The organism is Microbacterium sorbitolivorans, assembly GCF_003327285.1.
Lineage (GTDB): Bacteria > Actinomycetota > Actinomycetes > Actinomycetales > Microbacteriaceae > Microbacterium > Microbacterium sorbitolivorans.
Window position 1 is genome coordinate 661,008 of sequence record NZ_KZ848474.1, and the last position, 26,280, is coordinate 687,287.

The following is a 26,280-nucleotide window of genomic DNA, read 5'->3' on the forward strand; positions in this document are numbered from 1 at the left end:
CCCTCTCACGCTCAGATCGGAGCTCCCCCTTGCTGATCACTGACAGCATGCCGCGTCCCCCCGCCGCGGCACCACAGCGCCGCGTCCTTCGGCGCACCGTCACCGGCGCGATTCTCTTTTCGCTGACCGCCGGATCCTTCGCCGCAGTCTCCCTCCCCGCCGCCGCGGCCGAGACGCCGGAGGGATCCTCGTCGATCGCCGCCGCGGCCGAGCCCGTGCGCATCGAGGCCGAGAGCTACACCGGCACGAACAACGGCACCGAGATCAACGGCCGCGTGATCGACACCGGCGTCGAGACGAGCGGGGCCGCCTCGGGCGGCTCGCGCGTCAAGAACACCTTCGACGGCGCCGAGATCTCGTACGACAACGTCGACTTCGGTTCGTCGGCGCTCTCGACGCTGACGGTGCGCTACGTCGTCAACGAGGGCCGCAGCGGCCTGAACTCGTCGATCGACGTGTACCTCGACGAGAAGACCGACGAGAACAAGGTCGCCACGGTCGCGCTGCCCTCGACGGGCAACGACTGGGAGGCATACGGCGAGACGACGGTCGACCTGCTGCGCGAGGTCTCGGGCCAGCACACGGTCATCGTCGTCATGCACGCCGACCCGAAGACGGGCGAGGCCGACGGCTACCCCAACTACGTCGGCAACCTCGACTACCTCGAGTTCGGCCTCGCGCCGCTGCCCGACACCTACCTGACGAGCGAGAGCTCGTGGAGCTACTCCGACAACGGCACGGATCCGTCGGGCGACGGTTCGCTGGCGTGGACGACGGCCGACTTCGCCGACTGGAAGCAGGCGGCGGGTCCGTTCGGATCCAAGCGCGGGGAGGCAGACCTCGGAAGCGGCTTCGTCGCGAACACGCTGCTGCAGTACCTGCTCGAGGGCTCGACCAACACGGTGCCGACGTACCACTTCCGCACGGATGTCGACCTCGAGGCCGACGACCTCGCCCGCCTCGAGTCGCTCGAGGCGACCGTGACGTACGACGACGCCGTGCGCGTCTACGTCAACGGCGAGATGGTCGCCGGGTTCGCGGACGGCCGCGTCGACGAGGCCGAGAACCAGAACCTCACCTACGCGGGCGAGAGCGCCGGCAACCCGGTGACGAGCACGTTCCAGATTCCCGCCGAGGCGCTCGTCGCCGGCGAGAACCAGATCGCCGTCTCGCTCTACCAGGACCGCGAGACGAGCAGCGACATCTACTTCGACTGGCAGTCGCTCGCCCCGGTGGAAGACCAGCCCGACCGCCAGGCCGAGATCACCGACATCGTGCTGGGCGTCGGCTCCACCGAGGCCGACCGCAACATCGCCTGGTACTCCGACATCGACGTGCCGCAGACGGCGCAGATCGCGAAGGCCGCCGACGTGCAGGACGGTGTCTTCCCGGAGGCGGCCGTCACGGTCGAGACGACCGACGGTGGCCAGACGACGAGCGGCGAGTACTTCCGCGACGCCGACTTCTCGGGCCTCGAGCCGAACACCGAGTACGCCTACCGCGTCGGTAGCGACGAGACCGGCTGGTCGACGGTGTCGAACTTCCGGACGCAGGACTTCGAGGGCGACTTCGAGTTCCTCTTCTTCGGTGACCCGCAGGTGGGCGCATCGGGCAACCTCGCCTCGGACGAGGCCGGCTGGGTCGATACCGTGAACGTCGCGACGCAGACCTACCCCGACGCCGAGCTGCTCTTCTCGGCGGGCGACCAGGTCAACACCGCCAGCAGCGAGTCGGAGTACACCTCGTTCCTCGCCCCGACGCAGATCCGTGAGATCCCGCTCGTCGCCACGAACGGTAACCACGACGTCGGATCGAAGGCGTACCTGCAGCACTTCAACATCCCGAACGAAGACCTCGAGTCGGGTGCGGCCGGCAGCTCGAGCGCCTCGGGCGGCGACTACTGGTTCATCTACAAGGACGTGCTGTTCATCAACATCAACTCGAACAGCCGCGACTACGCCTCGCACAACGCCTTCATGGAAAAGGTCGTCGCCGAGCAGGGCGACAAGGCCAAGTGGAAGGTCCTCGCCTTCCACCACTCGATCTACTCGGCCGCCGTGCACGCCACCGATAGCGACATCATCGACCGCCGTAACTCGATGCCCGAGAAGATCTCGGAACTCGGCATCGACATGGTGCTGATGGGTCACGACCACCACTACACGCGCAGCTACCTCATCAACGACGGTCAGATCGCCGACCCGGAGGAGCAGGCGGCCTCCGAGAGCGTCGTGGCCGGCCCCGGCGACGTGCTCTACGTCACCGCGAACTCGGCCAGTGGCTCGAAGTACTACAACGTCAACACGGGTACCGACCTGTGGTGGTCGTCGGTGCGCAACCAGGAGAAGGTGCGCAACTACTCGGCGATCGAGGTCACCGACGACACCCTCACGGTCCGCACGCTGCGCAGCCAGGCCAACGGCACCGCCAGCCCGGTCAACAGCGTGGTCGACGAGGTCGTTCTCAGCCGCGCCGACGAGGCCGCCGACGAGCTCGACATCGAGGCCGCGGCGAGCACCCGCTCGATCGCCGGCAAGCAGTACGTGTCGGTGAAGGTGACCAACAACGCTGAGGTCGCCGTGGACATCGTCGTCGAGACCGAGTTCGGCTCGAAAACGTTCACGAACGTCCAGCCCGGCGCCTCGGCGAACGCGTCGATCAACTCGCGCGCGACCGCCATCGAGGCGGGCGAGGCGACGGTGACCGCGACCGCCGACGTCGATGGCGAGCAGCAGACCGTCACCAAGACGGCCCCCTACTCGGCCGCTGGCTAACACCCACTTTCGGTGCCCGCGGCTGACGCCGCGGGCACCCCTTTCAAGGAGATAAAGACATGAAGAAGTCTGTTGTACTGCGCGGAAGCGCAATCGCTTTCGGCGCCGCGCTGCTCGTTTCCGCCGGATCCGCCGCGCTCGCGGCCGAGACCGAGCAGGGCGAGTCGCAGGGCGTCGACGTCGAGGTGCAGATCGACCCGATCGAGGGCCAGGGCGCCCTCGCGATGACGGTCGCCGCCTCCTCGACGAGCCTCGAGGAGAACGGCTCGACCGAGCTCGAGCGCGTGTTCACCGGCACGCTCCCCACCGTCACGGTCACCGACACCCGCGCCGCCGATGAGGTTCCCGCCGACGCGGCCTGGTACGTCGTCGGCACGGCGAGCGACTTCTACGACGACGTCAACGACCAGACGATCGCCGCGAGCCACCTCGGCTGGTCGCCGCAGCTCGTCGCCGGTGAGGGCGAGGGTGAGGCCTACGTTGAGGTCGGTGGCGACGTCACCCCGTCGGACCCGGGTCTCGTCGACCAGGAGCTGCTGTACCTCGCCGAGTCGAGCGAGGCGAACGCCGGCGGTGGCGTGTTCAGCGCGACCGCGAACCTCGACCTCGTCGTGCCGGCGGACGTGCCCGCGGGCACGTACTCGTCGACCATCACGCTGTCGCTGTTCGAGTAAGTCACCCGATGGGCGGGGCGGGCATGCGCCCGCCCCGCCCATCACTTCGGAGGTCCCCATGAGATCCATATCGATCGCCGCCGCGCTCGCGGCCGCATCATTCATCGCCCTCCTGGGCGCGAGCCCCGCCGCCGCGACAACGGAGGACGAGCCGATCACCTGGTCGGTGCGCCCCGGCGACGACGCCGGCGAAGACGGGCGCGCGTGGGTCGAGTGGGACGCGGATCCGGGGGAGGCCCTCACCGAGCACATGGTCGTCACGAACCACGGCTCGACCGACGTCGAGTTCCAGCTCTCGGCAGCCGACGGCTACTTCACCGACACCGGCCGGTTCAACATGCTCCCCTCCGACACTGAGTCGGTCGACGCGGGCACGTGGATCGACCTGCCAGAGAGCGTCGTCGTCGCCGCGGGCGGATCCGAGATCGTACCGTTCACCGTCACGGTGCCGGAAGACGCGACCCCAGGCGACCACCCCGCGGGCGTCGCCGCGAGCGTGCTCTCCGATGGATCCGGCACCATCGGGGTCGAGTCGCGCGTCGGCTTCCGCGTGATGACCCGCGTCGAGGGCGAGCTCGCCCCGGCGCTCGCCGCCGCCGCGACCGCGACGTACGACGGCGACATCAACCCCTTCTCGCCCGGCACCATCGAGGTTGCATACGAGATCGAGAACACCGGAAACACGCGGCTGCAGACGCAGCCGTCCGCGACCGTCTCGGGCCCCTTCGGGCTCGGATCCCAGACCATCGAGGCCGAGGCGATCGCCGAGATCGCACCAGGCGAGACCCGCCGCGGCACCGTGCGGATCCGGTCTGCCTGGCCGCTCTTCACCTACGACGTGATCGTCGAGGCCGAGCCGGAGGCCGTGTCGGACGAGCTCGCTTTCGACCGCGCCGAGGCCGCCCGCGCGGAGATCTCGGTCGCCGCCATGCCCTGGCCGCAGCTCGTCGTCATCGCCCTCGCGATCGCCCTCATTCTCTGGGGCATCGCACACCGCCGCCGCGAGCGCGAGAGGGTCGCCCGACTCATCGCGCAGGCGCGCGAAGACGCCCTCGCCGAGGCGAGCGCGTCGGACATTCCCGCCCCAGCACACTGATATTGAGGACTCCCCCGATCCATGTCTCTTGCACTCCGCTCCCGCTCCCTGCTCGCCGCAGGCGCCGTGGCCGCCATCATCGGCGGTGGGCTGACCGCCGCGGTGCCGCCGGCCGTGGCCGAAGGCTCGACCGATTACGCCGCCCTCGTCAATACCTTCGTCTCGACCGAAGATGACTTCGGGCAGGATCTCGTCGGCGCCGAGGCGCCGAACTCGATCGTCAAGATCAACCCGATGACGGTGTCGGGCCGCTCGCACTCGGGCTACGACTATGCCGAAGACCAGATCGCGGGCTTCACGCACACGAACCTCAACGGCGTGGGCGGATCCGGTGGCGGCGGCGACCTGCTCGTGGTGCCGACGTACGAGACGTACTCGAGCCGCCCGGCGACCGACAGTTACGCCAAGACGTTCAGCCACGACGCCGAAGAGGCATCGCCCGGCTATTACTCGGTCGACCTACAGACGGGCGAGGGCGCGATTCGCGCCGAGGCGACGACCGACGTGCGCACGGGACAGGACCGCTTCACCTTCCCGGCAGCCGGATCCGCTTCGCTCGTCGTCGACCTGCGCAATAACTTCACGAGTCGCAAGGGCGCCTCGCTCGACGTGGTGATGCTCGACGACGGCCGGGCGTCGCTCGCGGGCGACTTCACGGGGCACTTCAATGGCTACGACTACAAGATGTATTACTACGTCGAGACAACCGACGAGGTCGACGGCGTGCGCACGTGGGGCGGTGACGGCGCGCTCGGCGACGCGGCACACCGTGACGGCACCGACATCGGCGCGGTCATCGACGTCGATGTGGCGGCGGGCGAGCAGGTAGGCCTGACGGTCGCCGTCTCGCCGATCAGCGTCGAGCAGGCGCGGATCGACCTGGCCGCCGAGATGGGCGAGCGCAGTTTCGACGAGGTGCGCGACGAGACGCGCGCCGACTGGAACGAGCTGCTCGGCCGCGTCGACGTGACGGCGTCTGCGACGAGCGACCCCGACGGCGAGCTCCAGGAGCTGTTCTACACGCACCTGTACCGCATGTTCGGCTCGCCCATGAACGCGACGAGCACGAGCGGCACCTACCGCGGCCTTGACGGCGAGGTGCACGACGCCGACGGTTACGTGCACTACGACGGCTGGGGTTTCTGGGACGACTTCCGCAAGTACGAGGTGCTCGCGATCGCCTACCACGACGTCTTCGGAGACATGGCGCAGTCGATCGTCGACCTGTATGCGACCTTCGCGAACAGCGGCGCCTCGTCGCTGTCGGGAGTCACCCATTCGGTTCCGACGGTGCGCTTCGAGCGCGCCGCCGTCGTCGTCGCCGACGCGATCGCCAAGGGCGCGCACCTCGACGGTCTGGCGGAGGCGTGGCCCGGCCTCGTGTCGCAGTCTCAGGGCGGATACGCGAACGAAGACAACGAGCGCCGCGGCTATGTCGCGAACGAGGTCGACGACACCCTCGGCACCGCCTACGACGACTGGGCCATGGCGACGATCGCCGACGCGCTCGGCAAGTCCGACGAGGCCGGCGCCTATCGCCTGCGCGCCGCCAACTGGACGAACATCTATAAGGACGACGCGGTCACCCTCGCTGATGGCGAGAAGACGGGCCTGATCTTCCCGAAGGACGCGAACGGATCCTGGATCTCCGCGGATCCGGAGCGTTTCGAGGCCGGCAACGTCTACCAGGGCACGCTCTGGCAGTATCACTGGTACGCCGCCCCCGACATGGGCGGCCTCATCGAGAAGATGGGTGGCGAGGAGACGACCCTGAGCGCGCTGAGCTTCATGTTCGGCGAGCAGGCCCCCGACGACGGCTCGCGCATGCTGCACGCCAACGCGAACGAGATCGATCTGCAGGCGCCGTACCTGTTCAACTACGTCGGCGCCCCGTCGAAGACGCAGTACTGGGTGCGCAACATCTACACGAAGGAAACCTGGAACCGCTACATCGCGACCGGATCTACGCACGAGTACCCCTCGGGCGGCGGCGAGTTCACCCCGCCGATCAAGACGAAGGTGTTCACGAACACCCCGCAGGGCTTCCTGCCCACGATGGACAACGACACTGGCACGATGTCGTCGACCTTCGTGTCGGCGGCGCTCGGTCTCTTCCCGGTGCTCGCCGGATCCGACGAGTACCAGATCGGCACGCCGTTCTTCGAGAACGTGCGCATCAGCTACCCGACGGGCCGCACGCTCGACATCTCGGCCGACGGGGTAGCGCCCGACGCGTTCTACGTGCAGTCGGCGACGCTGAACGGCGAGCCGTTCGACCGCACGTGGGTCACGTATGACCAGCTCACCGCGGGCGGCGAGCTGGCCTTCGTGATGGGCACGGATCCCTCGGAGTGGGCGGCCGATTCGGTCGCCTCCTCGTCGCTGAGCGACGAGCTGCCGAGCTCGGTATACGACCCGATCAGCGCGATCTCGGTGTCGTCTCGCGAGTTCCGCGAGGCGGGCGCGGGCGACGGCACGATCGACAACACCATCGAGCTGCGGATCGCGAACGGCACGTTCGCCGGATCCGACGGCGGCGATCTCTCGGCGGCCATCACGGCCGAGCACCTCCCCGCGGGCCTCAGCCTCGTGGCGACCCGCACCGGATCCCGCACCGTGGCGCTCGAGCTCGCCGGCACCGCCGAGGCATCCGCCCCGCTCGACAGCATCGACGACCTCGCGCTGACAATCTCGGACGACGCGTTCTCGCGAAAGCCGTCGAACGGCACGCGCGAGTTCGCCCTCAAGGTGAGCTTCGACGACGCCGCGGTCACCGCCGACGTGACGCGGCTGAAGGCCGCGGACGACGGCGCGCTCGACGCCTCGGTGACGCTCACCGTGAGGGGCGCCGGCTTCGCGGGCGCCGCGGGCCGCGACCTCATCGCCGACGGCGCGCTGGCGCTCGCGGGCCTGCCGGAGACCGTGACGTCCTCCGCGGTCGTGCAGGACGCCTCGACGCTCGTGCTGAGCCTCGGCGGTTCGATCGGCGACGCCCGCCGCGCCTCGTTCGCGCTGAACTTCACCGACGCGGCCTTCGACGGCGCGGCGGCCACGGCCGTGCGCGGCGACGGCATCTCCGGGCTCGGTTCGTTCGTGATCGAGCGCGACCAGCGCTGGCGCCAGCAGCTCGAGGCGCTCGCCGCCGAGGCGGCTCTCGTCGTGCGCGGATCCTATTCGGCCGCGTCCTTCGACGCGTTCGACGCGGCCCGCGGATCCGCCGCAGACGTTCTCTCGAACGCCGCCGCGACCGACGATGAGCTGCGCGCGGCGTTCGTGGCGCTCGAGCGCACGGCCGGCGCGCTCGAGATCGAGTCGATCTCGCCGCGCGTGCGGGTCGAGGCCGAAACCTACGATGCCGACAACGGCGGTGGCCTGAAGAAGGAGGGCGGCGACGCCCCCGCCGGAAACGTCGGCGGCACGTGGGACGGCGGAACGCTCGAGTACCGCGACCGCCAATTCGGATCCGAGCCGCTCACGCACGTGACCGTCAGCACCTCGACGCGCGACGAGCGCGTGGGCGATAACCGCCGACTCGAGTTCTACCTCGACGAGGTGAGCGACGCGTCGCGGATCGGATCCGTCGAGTTGCCGAAGACCGGCGGCTGGGACCGATACGTCGAGACGACGGCCGCGCTCGACCAGCCGGTGTCAGACGACCACACCCTCATCGTCGTCATGCGCACCGACGCCGTCGAGGGCCAGGAGTACGCCTACGTCTCGAACCTGCAGTGGTTCGAGTTCGGCCCCGACCCCGCGCCCGAGGGCGACGTCGACCTGACGCCGCTCCGCGACGCCATCGCGGCCGCCGAGGCCCTGCGCGCCGACGAGGAACGGTACGTCTCGTTCGACTTCGCCGTCTTCGTCCAGGCGCTCGACCGGGCGGTCGCCGTCGCCGCGGCGGGCGACGTCACGCAGGAACGTGCCGACGAGGCCCAGCGGGTGCTCGACCTCGCGACCGCGCAGCTCGAGTGGCGGCCCGCCCGCCAGCTGCCGCTGCTCATCGCGCGTGCCGAGGCCGTGGATCCGGATGCCTACCCCGCCGACGATGTCGCGGCCGTGAACGCGGCGCTCGACGCGGCCCGCGCCGTCGGATCCGACGCGAGCTACGAGCAGTTCGCCGAGGCGGCGGGCGCGCTGGAGGCGGCGCTCGACGCGCTCGGCGGCCCCGAGGATCCGGGGCTCAACGTCACGGTCGAGGCCGCCACGCGCACGGTCGCGGGCAAGCAGTACGTCTCGGTGCGCGTCACGAACGATGCGGCCGTCGCCGTGGACGTCGTGGTCGACACGGCATACGGATCCAAGACCTTCGCGGGCGTTCAGCCGGGAGACACGGCGAGCGTGTCGGTCAACTCGCGCCTGACGGCGATCCCCGCGGGCGAGGTCACCGTCACGGTGACGGGCGGTGACGCGACCGTCACGCGGACCGCCACGTACGACGCGGGGGGCTAAGCGAACGGTGGCGCGGGCGGGGGAGCCCCGCGCCACCGAACGGGTTTACGACTCGTCGGCCTCGGGGGACGCGGTCACTTCGGCGCCGGGCGCTCGAGTTGTCGCCGTGTCACCCGAGAGCGTCTGCGAGATCGAGTCGGCCTCGCTCTGGAGCGTGTCGGCGTCGATCAGGTCGCTCGCCTGCTCGGAGAGCAGGTCGACGAGCTCGTCGAGGTATGCCTGTGCGTCGCCGCTGTCGTAGATCGACTCGGTGAGGTCGGCGAGCGAGTCGTTGTACAGCTGCGTGAAGTCGTCGTTCTCGAGGAAGCGCGACGACAGCGTGTTGTTGCCGCCCATCATGCCGCCGCCCTGGCCCATATTGCCCTGGCCCATGCCGCCGGGGCCGCGGGTCGTCTGGCCGTCGCCATTCGTCTCGGTGTCGCCCTGCGGCATGTCGTCGGGCATTTCCATGCCCTCGGGGAAATCCATGCCCTCGGGCATCTCCGCACCGTCCGGTAGCTCCATGCCCTCGGGCATTTCGGGGGCGTTTCCGTCGCCCTGCTGGCCGAAGTCTCCGCCGCCGCCACCGGGGGCGAAGCCTCCGCCGCCGCCCATGCCGCCGTATGACAGGTTCTGATCCCACGCGACGACCGTCATGAGGCCGGTGTCGGGGTCGTAGTGGAGGTACGAGTTATTGCCGGGGCCGTCGATGTCGTCGGTGTTGGCGACGAGGTCCTGCACCGCGAGGTAGTCGGCGAACGAGTCGACGTCGAGGTAATCGGAGAGCTGCTCGGCGAACTCCTCGTCGGTCGAGTTGTTGATGAAGTCGAGGAACTCGATGAGCGGCGCATACTCCTCATCTTCGGAGAGGCCGTCGGCGTCGTACTTGACGTCAAACGCGTCGGTGTACTCGGTGTAGTCGTCGCCGCGGTACGAGTAGTCGCCCGACGCATCGGCCTTGTAGGTGATGCCGGTGCCGCCGAACTCGTCTTCGTTCCACGCGTCGTCGTCGGGTAGATCGAGCACGAGGCGAAGCTGCTCGTCGCCACCGTTGACACTGAGCCGCACGTATGCGGCCTCCTCGGCGGCGACACCCGCCTCGTCGAGCACCTGAAGAGCGACGGCCTCGTTGAGCGACGACTCGGTGTTGTTGCCGCGCACGACGAAGTCGGAGCGGCCGGAGTACTGCTGCCCGTCGACATACTTGTCGAGGCGGATCAGCCACGGGAGCGAGGCCGGGTCATCGGCGGTTCCGTCGCCGTCACCCTCGTCGAACGTCGGCTCGTCCGGGGCCGCGCTCTCGGCGGTGTCGTCTTCCGACGTGGTGTCGTCTTCCGTCGCGGTGTCGTCTTCAGACGTCGCCTCGTCGTCGGTGGTCGATGTGGCCGGTGCGTCCTGGCCACCGGTCGTGCCCCCGATGCCGCGCAGACTCGAGTTGCCCTTGAGGCGCAGGCCCACGTTCTCGAAGGTCTCGCCGTCGATCGTGACGGTCGCGCTCATCCAGTCCTTATCCCCGCTCTCGGCGTAGGTCGCGAGCATCGCCCGGTAGTCGGCATCGTCGAACTCCACCGAGACGGTGTGCACTTCGTCCGCCGAGAAGAACGCCGATTCGGTGCCGGAGGCGGACGCCGACTCTCCGATGGTCGTGCAACCTGCGGCGACAAGGGCGACAGCCGCGAGGCTGGCGGTGACGGCGGTGACGCGGGGCGCGCGGGCCGGCGTCAGGAAGTGCTTGCGTGAGGATTCGGATGGGGTCATGAGAACCAGCGAACCAGCCCGGCATAACCGGGGCATTCATGCAATTTATGAACTGGCCAAGACTGCATGGTCTGCGATCCATGGCGCACGCGCGGGCCTCATGACGAGGAGTTCGATGATGTTCCGCTGAGGAATCCTGCTCGACTGCGGAATGCGCCGGTGGCAGTCCGCAAAGTGAGTCCGGATGCTTTGGAGGCCACCTGCAGGTGGAGGATGATGGTGCTGTGATTGGGTACGAAGCGAGTGTCTTTCTCGGCGACGCCCGTGTCGGGGGGTGGTTTTGCACGAGGTCTGTCTCGTTCGGTCCGAACGATGACCTGTGGGGGCTCCTGCCCCCGGGAGAAGTGCTGCTCGCTCATGGCGACGGGTACCCGTTTGAGACGGTCACTCGGGTGGGGCCGCTGCTCGCGATGATTCATGCACACCTGCAGGCAGAACTGTTCTCACGGGATGCCCTTCACATCTCTCCGTGGGATCGCAGAGGTGGCGACGAACGTCAGGCACATTTCGAGCCCCTCCTTACCGCGTTGGGCGCGGCCAACGCGGGAGAGGTCGTTGTGATTCGGGAGTACGACCAGTCTTGACCGTGCCTGAGCCCCCGAGTTGGCTCAGCGTAACGCCGTCCTCATGTTCGCGTCGCCGCACCGCCCTAGGCTGGCACCCGATGGATGTGACTTTGCGACCGAGTGTCCCCGGCGATATCGACTGGCTCGTGGAGCTGCGCGCCGTCGTCCTGCGACACGATCTTGAACGACTCGGTCGATACGACGACGTGCGGGTTCGGGAGCGGATGCGCGCCAGCTTTGTTCCCGCATGGACCCGGATCGTCATGGCGGATGGAGCAGAGGTGGGGTCGATCACGACCCGACCGGACGGCGAAGCCCGCTGGATCGAGCACTTCTATCTTGCGCCGGAGGCGCAGAGCAGGGGGATCGGCACCATTGTTCTTCGGACGGTGCTCGACGAGCCTCATCACGGCGCCACCCGGCTCAACGTCTTGCAGGGGAGCGCCGCTCGTCGTCTCTACGAGAGACTCGGGTTCGTCGTCGAGAGCGAGGACGAGATCGACGTCTTCATGAGGCTGCGAGAACTTCCCGGCCCCTTCGAACGCGCGGCGGGACGACGGTAGCGGGCCTTACGACAGCGCCGCTCTCAGAACCTCGGCGAACGCCTCGGGCTGGTCGTTCATCACGAAGTGCTGCGCGCCGGCGATGCGTACGTCACGCACCCCGCTCGCCGTGATCTCGCCGAGCGCCGCGTAGTCGCGCAGCTCGCCGCGCACGAGCGTCGTCGGCACGGGCATGCTCGCGAGCTGCTCATGCAGTCGTGAGGCGTGCTCGTCGCCGAGCGCGCGGGCGCAGCGCACGAGCGCGATCGGATCCGTGAGCTTCACGTCGGCGCGGCGCCAGGGATCCTCGCGGGCCAGGAGCTCGCGCCACCCGCCCGAGGCGAGCGTGTCTTCTGGTGTCGATGCGATGTCGCCGGGCGTTGCCGGGTAGATGTCGATTGCCGGTTCGACGAGCACCGAGCGCCGCACGAGCTCCGGGTGCCGGTGCGCGAGCGCGACCGCGACGGATCCGCCGAGGCTGTGCCCGACGATGTCAGCGGGCTCGCCGAGATCGCGGATCCCTCCCGCGACCGCGTCGGCGAGCTCGGGGAGCGTGTATCCGAAGTATTCGGGCGCATCGGATCGCCCGTGTCCGGGCAGATCGATGATGCGCGCGGGGCGGCCGAGGCGCTGTGCGGATGCGGCCCAGCTTGCCGCGCCGTGGCACCCGAGACCGTGCACGAACACCGCGGGCGTGCCGTCACCGGGGAGATCGATCCAGCGCAGGCGCGCGTCGCCGCTGAACGGATATCCGTCGCTCATGGGTGCCTCTCGGTCGTGATTCTCGATTTAGAGTAACCGGTTACTCGAATTTCGCGAAAGCCCTTCCGCTCGGAGTGAAAGTGCGGTTACGATGAGCGCACGGTTCATGAGTAACCGGTTACTTATGGTTGGCATCCCCGCCAGAAGACAGGACAGGTCAATGAAGACTCCCACCAAGATCCGCATCGCAGCGGTCTCGTCAGTCGCCGTCGCGGCGCTGGCGATGACGGGCTGCGCCGTTAACCCCGCAGGAGGAAGCGGAGGCGACGCCGATGGCGACGTCACGCTCACCGTCATGGCGTGGGCCAATTCCGAGGAGGCCGCGAACTACGAGGCCGCATTCGACGTCTTCGAGGAGAAGAACCCGGGCGTCATCGTGAACCTCGAGTACTCAGACGTCGGCAGCTACTTCGACAAGCTCAACACCAAGTACGCCGCCGGTAGCCCGCCCGACGTCATGTTCCTCGTCGGCCGCAATCTCGGCGAATACACCGCCCGCGATGCGCTGCTGAACCTCGACGATTACGCCGATGAGATCGACTTCGACTCGATGGACCAGAGCCTGCTCGAAGCGAACCGCGTGAACGGCAACACCTACGCCGTGCCGACGGGCGCAGGGGCGGTCGGCATCGCCGTGAACACCGCGATCCTCGACGAGTACGACATCCCGCTGCCCGACGACAAGACGTGGACGTGGGACGACTTCGCCGACTGGTCGCGCTCGATCACCGAGGCATCCGGGGGAGAGGTGTACGGATCCCTGTTGAACATGGGATGGCCGCCGATCGTCACGACGTTCGCGCGCCAGCAGGGCGAGGATCTGTACACGCAGGACGGCGAACTCGCCGTCTCGGAGGCGACGATGCTGGCGTGGTTCGAGAAGGTCGTCGACTACAACGAGACCGGCGTGTTCGCACCGGCCGAGCTCGCCGACGACACGGGTGCGTTCTCGCCCGCGCAGTCGCCCCTCGGATCGGGCAAGATCGCGGCGACGCTCGTGCCCGCGAACCAGCTCTCGTCGTATTCCGAGGTGCTCGACGGCAAGGCCGTGCTCGTGCGCCTGCCGGGCGAGACCGAGGGCGTGCGCCCCGGTCTGTCGGTGACGCCGGTTCTCGTGTGGGCGGCCGCCGCAGGTTCGAAGAACCCGGAGGAGGCAGCATCGCTCATCGACTTCCTGACGAACGACATCGACTCGTACACGGGGCGCGACGCGTTTCTCGGCGTGCCGATCAATACCGAGGTCGCGAAGCAGCTCGGCGAGACCCTGGGCGACGCCGATCAGCAGTTCGTCGAGTACGTCGCCGACTTGAGCGCCGAAGAGCACGACCCGCTCTACCTCGAGCCGGCCGGTGCGAGCGTCGTATCCGACCTCCTCGCAACCATCACGACCGAGGTCACCTTCGGTCGCACCTCGCCCGAGGACGCCGCGAAGGCCTTCATGACGCAGGCCGCCGACGCCCTCGCGCAGGCGGGCTGACCTCTCCGTGCGGGCGCTCCGGCGCCCGCACCCTTCCAGAAAGGAGATGGCGATGAGCGCAGTCGCTCCTGCCATCGAACGGACCGCCGAGGAGACGGCACCCGTTCCGCCCGTGACGGGCACCCGCAAGCGCCGGCGCCTCGACGACGACGGTATCGCCGGATACCTCTTCCTCGTGCCGTGGTTCATCGGCATGCTCTTCACCGTGATTCCGTTCGGTGTCTCGCTCTATCTCGCGTTCACCGACTACAACCTGCTGCAGGTACCGAATTTCACCGGGTTCGAGAACTTTATCCGGCTGTTCGAGGATCCGAAGATCGTCAAGTCGGCCCAGGTCACGCTGCTCTACACGCTGTTCGCGGTGCCGCTCGGCCTGATCGCGGCGCTCGGCGTCGCGATGCTGCTGAACCGCGGCGTGCGCGGCCTGCCGATCTACCGCTCGGTGTTCTACCTGCCGTCGCTCATCGGCGGATCCGTCGCCGTCGTCATGCTGTGGCGCGCGATCTTCGGATACGAGGGCATCGTCAACAAGGCCCTCGCGGTCTTCGGTATCAAGGGCCCGGGCTGGGTGACCGACCCCGACTGGTCGATGGTCACCCTCATCACGCTCAGCATCTGGGGCTTCGGTGGATCCATGGTGATCTTCCTCGCCGGACTCCGGCAGATCCCCCGCAGCTACTACGAGGCGGCGTCGATCGACGGCGCGGGCGCGTGGCGCCAGTTCCGCTCGATCACGGCGCCGCTGCTGAGCCCCGTCGTGTTCTTCAACCTCGTGCTCGGCCTCATCGGTTCGCTACAGGTCTTCACTCAGGGCTACGTCTTCAGCGGTGGCTCGGGCGGACCGGCCGACTCGACGCTGTTCTACAACCTCTACCTCTACCAGCAGGGGTTCCAGCGCTTCGATATGGGCTACGCCTCGGCGATGGCCTGGATCATGTTCGTCGTCATCGCGGCGTTCACCGCGCTGAACTTCCTCGTCTCCAAGTATTGGGTCTTTTACGATGACTGACACCTCGCTCATTCGCACCGGCCTGCGCGGAGCCGCGCAGAAGCTGCGCCTCGGCGGATACGAGGAGGAGCTCTCCGGAACCCCGCGCAGCCGCTTCACCCGCCACGTGATCCTCGTCGGTCTCGGTCTCGTCATGCTCTACCCGCTGCTGTGGATGATCTCGGCGTCGTTCAAGCCGAGCACCGATGTCTTCTCGGACACCGGCCTCATCCCCGCGATCTGGCAGGTCGACAACTACTCGACGGGGTGGACCGCGCTCTCGCAGCCGTTCCACGTGTACCTGTGGAACTCGCTCGTCATCGCGTTCTTCAACGTCGTGGGAAACCTGCTGTCGTGCTCGATGGCGGCTTACGCCTTCGCCCGGCTACGGTTCCGCGGTCGCAAAGTCTTCTTCACGGCGATGCTCGGGACGATGCTCCTGCCGGGCCAGGTGGTACTGATCCCGCAGTACGTGATCTTCGCGCAGCTCGGTTGGATCAACACCTACCTGCCGCTGACCGTGCCGGCGTTCTTTGCGACCAACGCGTTCTTCGTGTTCCTGCTCGTGCAGTTCATGCGCAACCTGCCGATGGAGTTGCAGGATGCGGCGAAGATCGACGGGGCTGGCGCCTTCCGCACCTACTGGAGCGTGATCATGCCGCTGACTGTGCCTGCGATGGCGACGGTCGCCATCTTCACCGCGATCTCGAGCTGGGGCGACTTCTTCGGCCCGCTGCTGTACCTGACGGACCCGAAGCTCTTCACGGTGCCGCTCGCCCTCAAGGAATTCGTGTCCTCGTCCGGATCCAGCTCGTGGGGCCCGATGTTCGCGATGTCGGTCGTCTCGCTGCTGCCGGTCGTGGCTTTCTTCTTCATCGGGCAGAAGTACCTCGTGAACGGCATCGCGACGACGGGCATGAAGTGACGACCCACATCGTCGTTCTGCTCGGGCAGTCGAACGCCAACGGATCCAACACCGATTACGAACCCGACGGTCGCGACGCCCGCGACCCGCGGATCCTCGTCTTTCCCGGATCCGGGCCCGATGCGGGGCGGATCGTGCCCGCACGCGAGCCCCTCGCCCCGATCGGCGCGCACCCGCCTGGGGGGATGGGGCCCGCGGGCCCGTTCGCCTCCCGCCTCGTCGAGATGTTGCCACCGGACGACCGCATCGTGATCGTGCCCATCACCATGGGCGGCACGGGCATGCGCTCGCACGGCAGTTATGCGGGCGTGTGGCTTCCGGGATTCACGAAGGAGGGGGCGCCGAACCTCTTTGAGATTGCTCTTGCGCAGATCTCGGAGGTGCTCGAAGCGGCGGACGATCCGCGCGTCGCCGTGATCAACGAGCCCCGCATCGCCGCGGTGCTGTGGCACCAGGGCGAGAGCGACGGGGGTCGGAGCGAGGGAGAGTATGCCGCCGATCTCGACCTCGTCGTGACCGAGCTGCGCCGGCGGATCCCGGACGCGGCGGGGGCGCCCTTCATCGTCGGGCAGCTCCCGCGCGACAGGCTGCGCGCGTTCCCGGATCACCAGGGTGTCTGCGACGCCCTGCGCCGGCTCCCCGAGCGGATCCCGAACACGGGCTTCGCGGACGCGCCCCCGCTTGGACACGTCAACGACGGATCCACGCACCTGACCGCGGAGGGGCAGCGGCTCCTCGGAATCAACTATTTCGAGGCGTATCGGGAGCTCGTCGGGTGAAGGGTGGGGCGGACGCATGGAGCGTCCGCCCCTCCGTCTTTTAGTCGATGACGCCGATGTCGCGCAGGCCTTCGGCGACCATTCCGGCGACGACGCGGGCGCCGACTTCTGAGAAGTGGGTGTCGTCGCGCTCGCCGTCGGGGTAGTACGGGTAGGCGCCCGGCTCGACCCACATGAACAGCTCCTTTGTACTCTCTTCGCCGAGCTCCTGCCAGCGGGCCGCCGACGCGCGTCCGAGATCGACGAGGGCGACGCCCTCCGCACGCGCCACGTCGCGCACCGCCTGCGGGTAGCCGCCGTGGGATGAGCGCAGGCGTCCGCCATCGAAGGTGCGGCGCTCGACCGGCGTGAGGAGCACGGGGGTCGCGCCGCGCGAGCGCGCGGCGACGATAAACCGCCGCAGATTCGCGGGGTGGGCCGTGAACGGATCCGCGAATCGATGATCCGGCTTCGGATCGTTGTGCCCGAAGCCGATTGCGAGGACGTCGCCCGCACGCAGGTCGGCGAGCGCGAGATCCCACCAGCCTTCGTCGATGAAGCTCTTCGTGCTCGCGCCCGAGATCGCCCGGTTGATCGTCTCGCGGCCCGTGAGCTCGCTCAGGTGATCGGCCCACCCGGCGCGCGGGGCGCGCTCGGCGGGGTACGGGCTCGCCGTCGAATCCGAGATCACGATGACGCGGCCCGCGCCCGCGGGTTCCGGATCCGCGAGCCAGCGGGCCGGATCCGGGGCGGTATCGAGCTGCGGGCCGGTGCCGTGCGCGCCCGGGCCGGTGTTCTCGAACTCGGCCAGCCGGGCGTCCTCCCACGCAAACCCGCCCATCTCGGTCCACGGATCCGGCGAGATGTGATCGCCGATCTCGCAGCGCGCGAAGATCGCCTGCCCGATCGCGTCGGGCTTGCCGCCGGGGTGCCAGGGGCGGCCGAGGTGTGCGGATCCGGGCTCGAGGGCCTCGCTCGTGAGCCGCACGCCCCAGAAGAGGAAGCCGCGCTCGTTCTCTATCGCGGTCGACGGCGCCGCAACGTAGCCCGGTGCGACGCTGCGGATCTCGCCGCCCTCGATGAGCGCGGTCGCCCGGCCGTACACGAAGTCGACGTCGCCCGTGATGAGGCAATCGCGCAGGTGCACGCGGCGCACCGCCGCGAAGCTCGGCGCGTCGAGCAGCACGGTGTCTTGCTGCCCGAGGAGGTGGCACCCCTCGACGAGGATCCGGTCACCGAGCGTGCGCAGCGCGAGCGCCTGCTGGTCGGGGAGGGACGGATCCACGCGCTTATCGAACGTGTTCTCGATCGTGATGTCGCGGAGCGTGACGTTATCGGCGGCGATCGTCAGCGTCGCGCACTCCTGTACGAACGGCATGCCCGTGCGGTCGCGATCGCCCTGGCGCAGGCCGAACGAGATCACGACGTCGGCCGGGTTTCCCGTCGCCGAGCGGATGACGAGGGGCGCTCGCCGCGGGGCGATCACGACGTGCTCGACGTACGTGCCGGGGTTGAGGACGATCTCGGTCGCCGCCTCGTCTTCGAGCGCGAGTGTGAGCGACGGCAGGAGGTCGGCGTCGTTACCGACCTCGAGGGTGTGAGACATGGGTTCTCCAGCTAAGTAATCGGTTTCTTATATGATGATGCATCGATCCGTGTCGACGCGCCGAAGATCGGCGGCGGGGCATGGTGCAATCGATGTGATCGAGTTGCACGGGAGGCACAGGCATGGGAAACAAGCGAATACGGAAGAACCCCGTGCGGCCGATGCGGATTTCGGACATCGCCGAGCTCGCCGGCGTCTCGAACGCGACCGTCTCGCGCGTGATCAACGGCTTCTCGAGCGTGAACGAAGACATCGCGCAGCGCGTGCGCGACATCATCAAAGAGGTCGGGTACGTGCCCAGCCAGACCGCGAGGTCGCTGTCGCTCGGCGCGAGCCAGACGATCGGCGTGGTGGTGCCCGATCTGTCGAACCCGATGTATCACGCCGTGCTCCGCGGCGTGCACCGTGCCGCCGCGGCCGACGGGTATCGCGTGCTCGTGGCCGACACCCTCGAGGAGACGCAGGGTGAGGCGGCCGTCGCCCTCGACATTCGCCATCGCACCGACGCGCTCGTGCTGATCGCGCCGCGCATGACCCGCCCCGAGCTGCTCGCGCTGCTCATGCGCGTGCACCCCGCGGCCGTCATCAATCGCACGACGGGCGAGAACGCGGTGGTCGCGCGCGTCGATTACGAGGCGGGGATCCAGACCCTCGCGGATCACCTGCGCGGGCTCGGGCACACCCGCATCGCGTTCCTCTCGGGCCCCGAGCACTCCCGCTCGAACCACGATCGGCAGCGCGGCCTCGAGACGTATCGCGCGGCGCACCCCGAGGTCGAGATCGTCGACATCCCCACGGGCAGCGGCTTCGACGACGGGCACCGCTCGTGGGAGGCGGTGCGGGAGTTCGGCGCGACGGCCGTCATGGCGTTCAACGACCTGGTTGCGCTCGGTCTCATCGGTCGCCTGACCGAGGAGGGCGTGCGCGTGCCCGATGACATCTCCGTCGCGGGCTTCGACAACATCCCGTTCGCGCGCTACTCGAGCCCCGCGCTCACGACCATGGCGGTCGATCTTGGCGAAGTTGGGGCGAGCGCCTGGCGCGACCTCAAGCAGGAAATCGAGGGGATCGCTCGGCGCGAGGCAACGGTTTTCACCCCGGAGCTCGAGGCGCGGGCGAGTACCGGGGCGAAACCCTTACGCGACGAAATCTGACGTCTCGAGTTCGGTGATTGGGCCTCTGAGGACTACCGTGGAACCATGCACAACCCCACTCCCACCGAGGTTCTCGACGTCGTCGGCCGTCTCGAGGCCGAGCAGGAGATCCCCGACGCAATGCGCGCAGACGTGCGCTTGCTCGGTCGGTTGCTCGGTCACGTCCTGATGGAGAGCGGATCCGAGGGTCTGTTCGAAGATGTCGAGCGCCTGCGCGCCGCGACGATCGAGGCCTATACGAGCCCCGCCTCCGACGCATTTGACCGCGCCGTCCAGATCGTCGATTCGTTCGACCTTCAGCGCGCCGACGAGGTCGCCCGCGCCTTCACCGTCTACTTCCACCTCGTGAATCTTGCCGAGGAACGCCAGCGTGTGCGCACCCTGCGCGAGCGCGACGGTGTGCCGTCGCGCGACCCCCGTGGCACGGTCGCGGGCGCATACGCGGCGTTGATCGAGGAGATTGGCGTCGACGACGCGAAGGACCGCCTCGACGGCCTCGTGTTCCACCCCGTCTTCACGGCGCACCCGACCGAGGCTCGCCGCCGCGCGATCTCGACGAGCATCCGTCGCCTGACGGGCCTCGTCGACGAGCTCGCGGCCGGACCTCGCGGCGGTGCCGCAGAGCGCCGCACCCAGCGCCACATGCTCGAAGAGATTGATGCGCTGTGGCGCACCTCGCCGATCCGCCGCGACAAGCCCACCCCGGTCGACGAGGTGCGCAACATCATGGCGGTCTTCGACGACACGCTCTTCACCTCGGTTCCCGAGGTCTACCGCAACATCGATGACGCGCTTCAGCGCCGCACCGCGGGCCTCGAAGAGCCGGTCGTGAAGCCCTTCGTGCGCGTTGGCACCTGGGTCGGCGGCGACCGCGACGGCAACCCGTTCGTCACCGCGAAGGTCACCCGCAAGGCCGCCGGCATCGCGAGCGAGCACGTCCTGACGCGCCTCGAGGGCGCAGCCGTCGAGGTCGGCCGAGGCCTCACTCTCGGTCGCGAATCCACCCCGCCGAGCGACGCCCTCCAGCAGCTCTGGACGCGCCTGCGCAGCAATGATGAAGACGCTGCCGCCGAGATCGAGAAGCGCTCGCCGAACGAGCTGCACCGCGCCGTCGTGCTCATGCTCGCTCGCAAGATCGAGGCCACGCGCACGCGCAATGCCGACCTCGCATACAGCGCGCCGGAGGAACTCCTCCACGACCTCGCGGTCGTGCAGACCTCGCTGGTCGAGGCGGGGGCCGCCCGTCACGCATACGGCGCCCTGCAGGACTTCATCTGGCAGGTGAAGACTTTCGGATTCCACCTCGCAGAGCTCGAGGTTCGCCAGCACTCGGCGGTACACCGTAAGGTCCTCGCCGAGCTCGACGCCGGTGAGCCGCAGAGCGAGCAGACCGTCGAGGTGCTCGACGTGTTCCGCTCGATCGCGCACCTTCAGGAGCGCTTCGGCGCACGCGCCGCAGGCCGCTACGTTGTGTCGTTCACGCAGTCGGCCGATGACCTTGCCAACGTGCATCGCCTCGCGCGTTACGCCGTCGGTGAGGAGGGCACGCCGCCCGTCCTCGACGTCGTTCCGCTCTTCGAGACGTTCGATGACCTGCAGGCGGCCCCCGGGATCCTCGCCGAGATCGTCGAGCACCCCGCGTTCGCCGAGCGGCTCGCCGCTACCGGACGCAAGCTCGAGGTCATGCTCGGTTACTCCGACTCGTCGAAGGACGTCGGCCCCGTTGCCGCGACCCTCGCGCTCTACGAGGCGCAGGCGAAGATCGCCGAGTGGGCGCAGGAGCAGCACATCGAGCTGACCCTCTTCCACGGTCGCGGCGGAGCCCTGGGACGCGGTGGCGGACCGGCGAATAGTGCGATCCTCGCGCAGCCGCCGCACTCGGTCGACGGCCGCTTCAAGCTCACGGAGCAGGGTGAGGTGATCTTCGCCCGCTACGGTGACCCGGATATCGCTCAGCGCCACATCGACCAGGTCGCCGCGGCGATCCTGACCGCGTCGGCGCCCTCGAACGAGGACACCAACCGCGGTGCCGCCGAGCGTTTCGCCGACATCGCGGCGCGCATGGAAACGACCTCGCGTGCCCGCTTCTTCGAGCTCGTGAAGGCCGATGGCTTCGCGCCGTGGTTCGCGACCGTCACGCCGATGGAAGAGATCGGTCTGCTGGCTCTCGGCTCGCGACCCGCGCGCCGCGGCCTGTCGGTCGAGTCGCTCGAAGACCTCCGCGCGATTCCGTGGGTGTTCGCATGGACGCAGGCCCGCATCAACCTCGCCGGTTGGTATGGCCTCGGCACGGCACTTGCCGACATCGGCGACCTTGCCCAGCTGCAGAAGGCGTACGCCGAGTGGCCGCTGTTCCGCACCATGATCGACAACGTCGGCATGAGCCTCGCGAAGACCGACGACCGTATCGCCCGCGAGTACCTCGCCCTCGGCGACCGCGACGACCTCGCCGCGCTCGTCACCGACGAGCTCGCGCTTACGCGCGAGTGGGTCGTCAAGATCGTGGGCGGCGACGGGCTGATCTCGAACAAGCCCGTGTTGCAGCGCGCCGTCAAGCTGCGCAGCCCCTACGTTGACGCGCTGTCGCTCCTGCAGCTCCGCGCCCTGCGTACCTTGCGTGACAACCCGAAGGACACCCCGGTGGATCCCGACGTGCAGCGCCTGCTCCTGCTCGCCGTCTCGGGCGTCGCCGCCGGTCTGCAGAACACGGGCTGACGCATACTGGTTGCGCTTTGCGCTGACGCTTCGCGGTTACGCCTTGCGTGCGCGCCGAGGGCCCCTGGGATTCCCAGGGGCCCTCGTGGCGTTACTGGCCCTCGCGGAGCTTCCGCGTCAGCGCGACGAGCTGGTCGAGCTCGTCGTTCGACAGCACCGACATGCGCTCGGCGATGTGGCGGCCGTGCGCGAGCGCGACCTCGCGGAACGTGCGGGCACCCATCTCGGTTGCGGTGACGAGGGATCCGCGACCGTCGTTCGGGTCCGGACACTTCGTCACCAGCCCGCGCACGACCATGCGGTCGACGAGCCGCGAGACGCTCGGTTGGCTGATGAGGAGGTTCGACGTGATGTCGCGCAGCCGCGCCGTGCGCTCGGGGGCGCGGGTGACAGTGAGGAGCACGTCGTACTCGCCTTGGTGGAGAGGGCCGTGCGTGAAGTCACTGGCGAAGCGTTCGAAGATCTCGTGTTGCGCTCGAAAGAGGCTCTCCCACGCCTCCACGGCAAGACGACGATCAGACATGCATTCAAGTGTATGCGTATACCGTCTCGAAAACGCGGAAGAGCCCGGTCGGAGTGTGCCCCGACCGGGCTCCTGTCCCTTGCACCAAGAGTTCCTGCAATCACATGCCGGTGACCGCCACAGCAAAACGATCACCGTGCAAGAACCATATAACGACGAGGTAACGAGGTGCAAGCCTGTTCCGTTATGTTTCTGTTATTCATCGGGAATGCATAAGGGGGGCTCGGATTCGCGGGCCTGCGCGCCCTGGTCGGGGCCCGCCCGCGCCACGCGGCCGGGGTGGGCGCGCGCAGGGCTTCGCTTCTGTATCCGGAGATGCGGACGAGGCGGTTCAGCTTCGCAGGCGGGAAGAAGCACCGGCCATGAATGATGGCAGTCTCAACCGATCAAGGCATCACCCGTGATGGCAGTATGCGCTTGGACGGAAGGAGACGGTTGGGATGGCATTGAGCATGGAAGAGCAAGATGCCGTGTGGGAGAGATGGCGAGCGGGCGAGCCGATGCGCGTGATTGCCAGAACGGTGCGCTGCAGCCGCGAAGCGGTACGGAGACGCCTGGCAAACTCTGGTGGGATCCGCCCAGCACCGCGCCGTCGCGCTGCTCTGCGGTTGTCACTGGCGCAGAGGGAGGAGATTTCCCGGGGAATCGCGGCCGGTGATTCCGCTCGAACGATCGCTGCTCGACTCGGACGGTCAGACTCCTCGATCTCGCGGGAGATCTCCCGGAACGGCGGCCGTGACCAGTACAGGGCTGCCAAGGCAGATGAGCGCGCTTGGCAGCTCGCGCAACGCCCCAAACTCAGCAAGCTCGATGCGAACGATGAGCTGCGCACCGCCGTGAAGCAGAAACTGCATGAGGACTGGTCGCCGGAACAAATCGCGGCCTGGCTACGACGGGACTTCTCTGACGACCCGACGATGCAGATCTCTCACGAGGCGATCTATCGGACCCTCTACACCGCCACCTGCCCGGCCCTACCCTCCGAGATGAGCGTCCACCTGCGCTCCGGCCGTCGACTCCGCACGTCGCGCCAGTCGCGCCGCACCGGACACGGACGCGGTCGCTTGCGGAACATGGTCTCGATCCATGATCGCCCGACACGCATTGAGACACGTGACGAGGTCGGACACTGGGAAGGTGACCTCGTGATGGGCCGCCGGCCCAGCGCCGTAGCGACGCTTGTCGAGCGCTCCACCCGTGCAGTTCGCTTAGTGAAGCTACCGGGGATCAAAGGCCCGGACGTACGCGACGCTCTGATCCGGAACCTTCAGAATCTTCCGCCGTGGCTCTTGCGGTCGCTCACCTGGGACCGCGGAAGAGAGATGTCCGAGCACGAGCGAATCGCCCATGAGCTCGGCATCCAGGTTTACTTCTGCGACCCCCGCTCACCCTGGCAACGGGGCTCGAACGAGAACACTAACCGGCTCCTGCGCCAGTACCTTCCAAAACAAGCAGACTTGTCTCGGTACACCCAGGTCGACCTCGACCGGATCGCAGAGAAGATCAACACACGCCCGCGCGACGTTCTCGGATGGGACACCAGCCAGGACCGACTCCGCGATGTCCTCATCGCCTGACACCCGAGACTCGGTCGACGATCGACCTCTCAGCGGCGTGAACTTGCAGCTGCCGAATCAGATTACGTTGGAATCGCGATGCGCTTCTGCTTGCGCGATCACCTCGGGCGTCCACTCCTCCTCCGACACCATGCGAGCAAGCTCCCAGCGCCCATGCACCGCACACTTCTGGAAGCGTCTGGTCCCGAGTAGGATGGATTTGAAGGAGACGAACGGGAACCAGACGGTATGCTCGTCACATGAAGCCAGTAATCCTGATCGCCGCGATCGATAACGATCGTGGCATCGGCCTAAGAGGTTCAATGCCCTGGAAGATCCCAGGGGAGGCTAAATACACAGCGCAGCGCACGCTTAGAACATCTTCTCCGGACATGATCAATGCGCTCATTATGGGGCGAAAGACATATGAGTCCCTACCCCCTCATCGGCGCCCCCTCCCAGGCCGCCACAGCCTCGTAATTACTTCTCGGAGCATTGGGGAGCCAGTTGGTGTTGCCACCTCCGTCGATGAAGCACTGAGGGTGTGCGGAGAGATGTCAGACGTCGAGTCGATCTTCGTGTTTGGTGGTGCGGAAATCTATTCCCAGGCACTCGCTGCCGCCCTCCCGGATACATTGCTAATAAGCAATATTCCAGGACACTATGGGTGCGACACATTCCTCGACCCCATCCCGTCCACCTATCGACTAGAGCGCACTTCCAACCATAAGCACGGTACCGTGATGGTTCGGCACGAAACCTATGTCAGGGATTTTGGAAAAGAATGAGCTAATCCCGTAGCTCTAGTTGTGGCAGTAGGGACTGATGCGCGGGAAGGAGTCACTCGCGCCGTCGCGAGGTAGGTACCAATCTGGGGCACCACAGCAGGACAGTTACCGGACCGTCGTTTACGGTTCCCAATAGGACCCGAGTGCGCACTTTTGCGACACATCTGTCGCACTGGATATACCTCAGCAGCACGGCCCGGAGCGTCGTTAACGACGGCGGTATCAGGATTCCAAATCTTCCTAGCGCGAACCAGGCAGGGACAAGGGCGTCCAGCCGAGCGGTAAAGGACCAGACACTGCCGCTCGTTCGCGATCTCTCGCTTCGGACCACCCCTGGACTTCCCGACCGGAGCGAAGGGCGCCTCGGGCGAGTCGCAACCCGCTGCCTTCCAGCAGTGCATCCGGGGCGCTGCCTCGCCTGACCGACGCGCGGACACTCCACGGTTTGTCAGCCCAGCTTCCGCCACGAAAGACCCGGTAGTTCCCATAGCGCGCGGGATCGAGGTAGTCCCAGCACCACTCCCAGACGTTGCCGAGAGTGTCGTACAGGCCGAAGGCGTTGGGCTCCTTCAGGGCGACGCGGTGCGGTCCCTCCCCCGCGTCCAGAGTGGTCCAGGCGACGCCGGAAAGCGGGCCGTAGTGTGGACCCTTCGTGCCCGCGCGGCACCCGTACTCCCACTCGGCCTCTGTGGGCAGGCGGAAGCCGTCAGACTCGAGCTTCCACTGCACCTCATCGCCTGAGATGCGATATGCCGTCGACAGTCCATGCGCCTCGGAAAGCTCGTTGCAGATACTCACGGCTTGCTTCCACGTGATCCCGCTGAGCGGCAGATCGCAGGTGTCGACCGTGACGGGAGTACGGCCGAGAGAGAACGCCTCCAGCGCCACGGTGCGATGCTCGGAGCGTCGCGCATCGTGAAGCGTTACCTTTCCGGCTGGGAGGGCGATCAGATCATCGGGAAGGCTCTGCACAAGGTGAGCGTATCGAAGGTCGCGAGTGGACAAGGTATGGTCTCCGCATCGAGGTTTGGTGATGCGTTGACCGGTTGAGACTGCCATCGTTATCGGCATCGAGGGAACCGAAATCGCGTCGACCGACCTAAACGACGTGCCGTATAGACCCATACGATCGCGTCCGGTCCCGGCCAGAAGCCGGATCGGTCGCGATGACGCGCCGCCGCGACCACGAA

General features: G+C 67.5%; 18 protein-coding genes. 13 read left to right on the plus strand and 5 right to left on the minus strand.

Annotated features, from left to right (window positions below):
• Positions 1-47: 47 nt before the first annotated feature.
• Genes DTO57_RS08775 through DTO57_RS08790 form a run of 4 tightly spaced genes read left to right on the plus strand, consistent with a single transcriptional unit; the run spans position 48 to position 8,993 of the window.
• Positions 48-2,774, plus strand: a complete 2,727-nt coding sequence (locus DTO57_RS08775) for a fibronectin type III domain-containing protein (RefSeq protein ID WP_162785715.1) — start codon at positions 48-50, stop codon at positions 2,772-2,774.
• A 59-nt stretch (positions 2,775-2,833) separates the two neighbouring features.
• Positions 2,834-3,448: a hypothetical protein gene (locus DTO57_RS08780; RefSeq protein WP_114117814.1), complete on the plus strand. Its 615-nt coding sequence runs from the start codon at positions 2,834-2,836 to the stop codon at positions 3,446-3,448.
• 58 nt (positions 3,449-3,506) lie between these two features.
• A complete protein-coding gene (locus DTO57_RS08785; protein WP_114117815.1) occupies positions 3,507-4,544 on the plus strand; it encodes a hypothetical protein in 1,038 nt (345 codons plus the stop codon).
• Between the two features lie 21 nt (positions 4,545-4,565).
• The gene (locus DTO57_RS08790; protein WP_114117816.1) at positions 4,566-8,993 is read left to right on the plus strand and encodes a glycoside hydrolase domain-containing protein; all 4,428 of its coding nucleotides are present in this window, start codon (positions 4,566-4,568) and stop codon (positions 8,991-8,993) included.
• 45 nt (positions 8,994-9,038) lie between these two features.
• Here the strand turns inward: DTO57_RS08790 and DTO57_RS08795 are convergent, their stop codons facing one another.
• Complete coding sequence (locus tag DTO57_RS08795) at positions 9,039-10,730, minus strand: CotH kinase family protein (RefSeq protein WP_162785716.1); 1,692 nt, start codon at positions 10,728-10,730, stop codon at positions 9,039-9,041.
• A 664-nt stretch (positions 10,731-11,394) separates the two neighbouring features.
• Between DTO57_RS08795 and DTO57_RS08805 the strand changes: the two genes are divergently transcribed.
• Entirely contained in the window at positions 11,395-11,859 is a 465-nt protein-coding gene (locus DTO57_RS08805) for a GNAT family N-acetyltransferase (RefSeq protein ID WP_114117819.1), read from the plus strand.
• A 6-nt stretch (positions 11,860-11,865) separates the two neighbouring features.
• Here DTO57_RS08805 and DTO57_RS08810 read toward each other — a convergent pair whose 3' ends face one another.
• Entirely contained in the window at positions 11,866-12,600 is a 735-nt protein-coding gene (locus DTO57_RS08810) for an alpha/beta fold hydrolase (RefSeq protein ID WP_114117820.1), read from the minus strand.
• A 160-nt stretch (positions 12,601-12,760) separates the two neighbouring features.
• Between DTO57_RS08810 and DTO57_RS08815 the strand changes: the two genes are divergently transcribed.
• The 4 genes from DTO57_RS08815 to DTO57_RS08830 are packed head-to-tail and all read left to right on the plus strand — an operon-like array spanning position 12,761 to position 16,769.
• On the plus strand, positions 12,761-14,077 hold the full coding sequence (locus DTO57_RS08815; protein ID WP_162785717.1) for an ABC transporter substrate-binding protein: 1,317 nt from the start codon (positions 12,761-12,763) through the stop codon (positions 14,075-14,077).
• 52 nt (positions 14,078-14,129) lie between these two features.
• Entirely contained in the window at positions 14,130-15,086 is a 957-nt protein-coding gene (locus tag DTO57_RS08820; RefSeq protein WP_114117822.1) for a carbohydrate ABC transporter permease, read from the plus strand.
• Positions 15,079-15,990: a carbohydrate ABC transporter permease gene (locus DTO57_RS08825; RefSeq protein ID WP_114117823.1), complete on the plus strand. Its 912-nt coding sequence runs from the start codon at positions 15,079-15,081 to the stop codon at positions 15,988-15,990. The genes DTO57_RS08820 and DTO57_RS08825 overlap by 8 nt, the downstream gene beginning before the upstream one ends.
• Positions 15,987-16,769 carry a sialate O-acetylesterase gene (locus DTO57_RS08830; protein ID WP_162785718.1) on the plus strand — a complete coding sequence of 261 codons (783 nt, stop codon included), beginning with the start codon at positions 15,987-15,989 and terminating at the stop codon, positions 16,767-16,769. The genes DTO57_RS08825 and DTO57_RS08830 overlap by 4 nt, the downstream gene beginning before the upstream one ends.
• Positions 16,770-16,809: 40 nt before the next feature.
• On the opposite strand, the gene DTO57_RS14565 is transcribed toward DTO57_RS08830, so the two are convergent.
• Positions 16,810-18,354, minus strand: coding sequence for a pectinesterase family protein (locus DTO57_RS14565; RefSeq protein WP_222843245.1), 1,545 nt, complete (start codon positions 18,352-18,354; stop codon positions 16,810-16,812).
• Positions 18,355-18,476: 122 nt separating this feature from the next.
• Here DTO57_RS14565 and DTO57_RS08840 point away from each other — a divergent pair, with 122 nt between their 5' ends.
• Complete coding sequence (locus tag DTO57_RS08840; protein ID WP_114117825.1) at positions 18,477-19,508, plus strand: LacI family DNA-binding transcriptional regulator; 1,032 nt, start codon at positions 18,477-18,479, stop codon at positions 19,506-19,508.
• Between the two features lie 45 nt (positions 19,509-19,553).
• Complete coding sequence (locus DTO57_RS08845; protein WP_114117826.1) at positions 19,554-22,223, plus strand: phosphoenolpyruvate carboxylase; 2,670 nt, start codon at positions 19,554-19,556, stop codon at positions 22,221-22,223.
• A gap of 91 nt (positions 22,224-22,314) precedes the next feature.
• Here DTO57_RS08845 and DTO57_RS08850 read toward each other — a convergent pair whose 3' ends face one another.
• Positions 22,315-22,746: a MarR family winged helix-turn-helix transcriptional regulator gene (locus DTO57_RS08850; protein ID WP_114117827.1), complete on the minus strand. Its 432-nt coding sequence runs from the start codon at positions 22,744-22,746 to the stop codon at positions 22,315-22,317.
• 440 nt (positions 22,747-23,186) lie between these two features.
• Between DTO57_RS08850 and DTO57_RS08855 the strand changes: the two genes are divergently transcribed.
• Both DTO57_RS08855 and DTO57_RS08860 read left to right on the plus strand, forming a co-directional pair.
• Positions 23,187-24,323 (plus strand): IS30 family transposase, encoded by a 1,137-nt coding sequence (locus DTO57_RS08855; protein ID WP_114117828.1) that lies wholly within the window; start codon positions 23,187-23,189, stop codon positions 24,321-24,323.
• Between the two features lie 239 nt (positions 24,324-24,562).
• Positions 24,563-25,090 carry a dihydrofolate reductase gene (locus tag DTO57_RS08860; protein ID WP_082943283.1) on the plus strand — a complete coding sequence of 176 codons (528 nt, stop codon included), beginning with the start codon at positions 24,563-24,565 and terminating at the stop codon, positions 25,088-25,090.
• A gap of 240 nt (positions 25,091-25,330) precedes the next feature.
• Here DTO57_RS08860 and DTO57_RS08865 read toward each other — a convergent pair whose 3' ends face one another.
• Entirely contained in the window at positions 25,331-26,062 is a 732-nt protein-coding gene (locus DTO57_RS08865) for a formylglycine-generating enzyme family protein (protein WP_229730639.1), read from the minus strand.
• Positions 26,063-26,280: the final 218 nt, after the last annotated feature.

Excerpts from the sequence above, each read along its gene's own strand:
- DTO57_RS08815 (WP_162785717.1), top strand. The coding sequence starts at position 12,761 with ATGAAGACTCCCACCAAGATCCGCATCGCAGCGGTCTCGTCAGTCGCC.
- DTO57_RS08850 (WP_114117827.1), bottom strand. The coding sequence starts at position 22,746 with ATGTCTGATCGTCGTCTTGCCGTGGAGGCGTGGGAGAGCCTCTTTCGA.
- DTO57_RS08805 (WP_114117819.1), top strand. The coding sequence starts at position 11,395 with ATGGATGTGACTTTGCGACCGAGTGTCCCCGGCGATATCGACTGGCTC.
- DTO57_RS08855 (WP_114117828.1), top strand. The coding sequence starts at position 23,187 with ATGGCATTGAGCATGGAAGAGCAAGATGCCGTGTGGGAGAGATGGCGA.
- DTO57_RS08820 (WP_114117822.1), top strand. The coding sequence starts at position 14,130 with ATGAGCGCAGTCGCTCCTGCCATCGAACGGACCGCCGAGGAGACGGCA.
- DTO57_RS08840 (WP_114117825.1), top strand. The coding sequence starts at position 18,477 with ATGGGAAACAAGCGAATACGGAAGAACCCCGTGCGGCCGATGCGGATT.
- DTO57_RS08780 (WP_114117814.1), top strand. The coding sequence starts at position 2,834 with ATGAAGAAGTCTGTTGTACTGCGCGGAAGCGCAATCGCTTTCGGCGCC.
- DTO57_RS08775 (WP_162785715.1), top strand. The coding sequence starts at position 48 with ATGCCGCGTCCCCCCGCCGCGGCACCACAGCGCCGCGTCCTTCGGCGC.
- DTO57_RS08785 (WP_114117815.1), top strand. The coding sequence starts at position 3,507 with ATGAGATCCATATCGATCGCCGCCGCGCTCGCGGCCGCATCATTCATC.
- DTO57_RS14565 (WP_222843245.1), bottom strand. The coding sequence starts at position 18,354 with ATGTCTCACACCCTCGAGGTCGGTAACGACGCCGACCTCCTGCCGTCG.
- DTO57_RS08845 (WP_114117826.1), top strand. The coding sequence starts at position 19,554 with ATGCACAACCCCACTCCCACCGAGGTTCTCGACGTCGTCGGCCGTCTC.
- DTO57_RS08860 (WP_082943283.1), top strand. The coding sequence starts at position 24,563 with ATGAAGCCAGTAATCCTGATCGCCGCGATCGATAACGATCGTGGCATC.
- DTO57_RS08795 (WP_162785716.1), bottom strand. The coding sequence starts at position 10,730 with ATGACCCCATCCGAATCCTCACGCAAGCACTTCCTGACGCCGGCCCGC.
- DTO57_RS08790 (WP_114117816.1), top strand. The coding sequence starts at position 4,566 with ATGTCTCTTGCACTCCGCTCCCGCTCCCTGCTCGCCGCAGGCGCCGTG.
- DTO57_RS08825 (WP_114117823.1), top strand. The coding sequence starts at position 15,079 with ATGACTGACACCTCGCTCATTCGCACCGGCCTGCGCGGAGCCGCGCAG.
- DTO57_RS08810 (WP_114117820.1), bottom strand. The coding sequence starts at position 12,600 with ATGAGCGACGGATATCCGTTCAGCGGCGACGCGCGCCTGCGCTGGATC.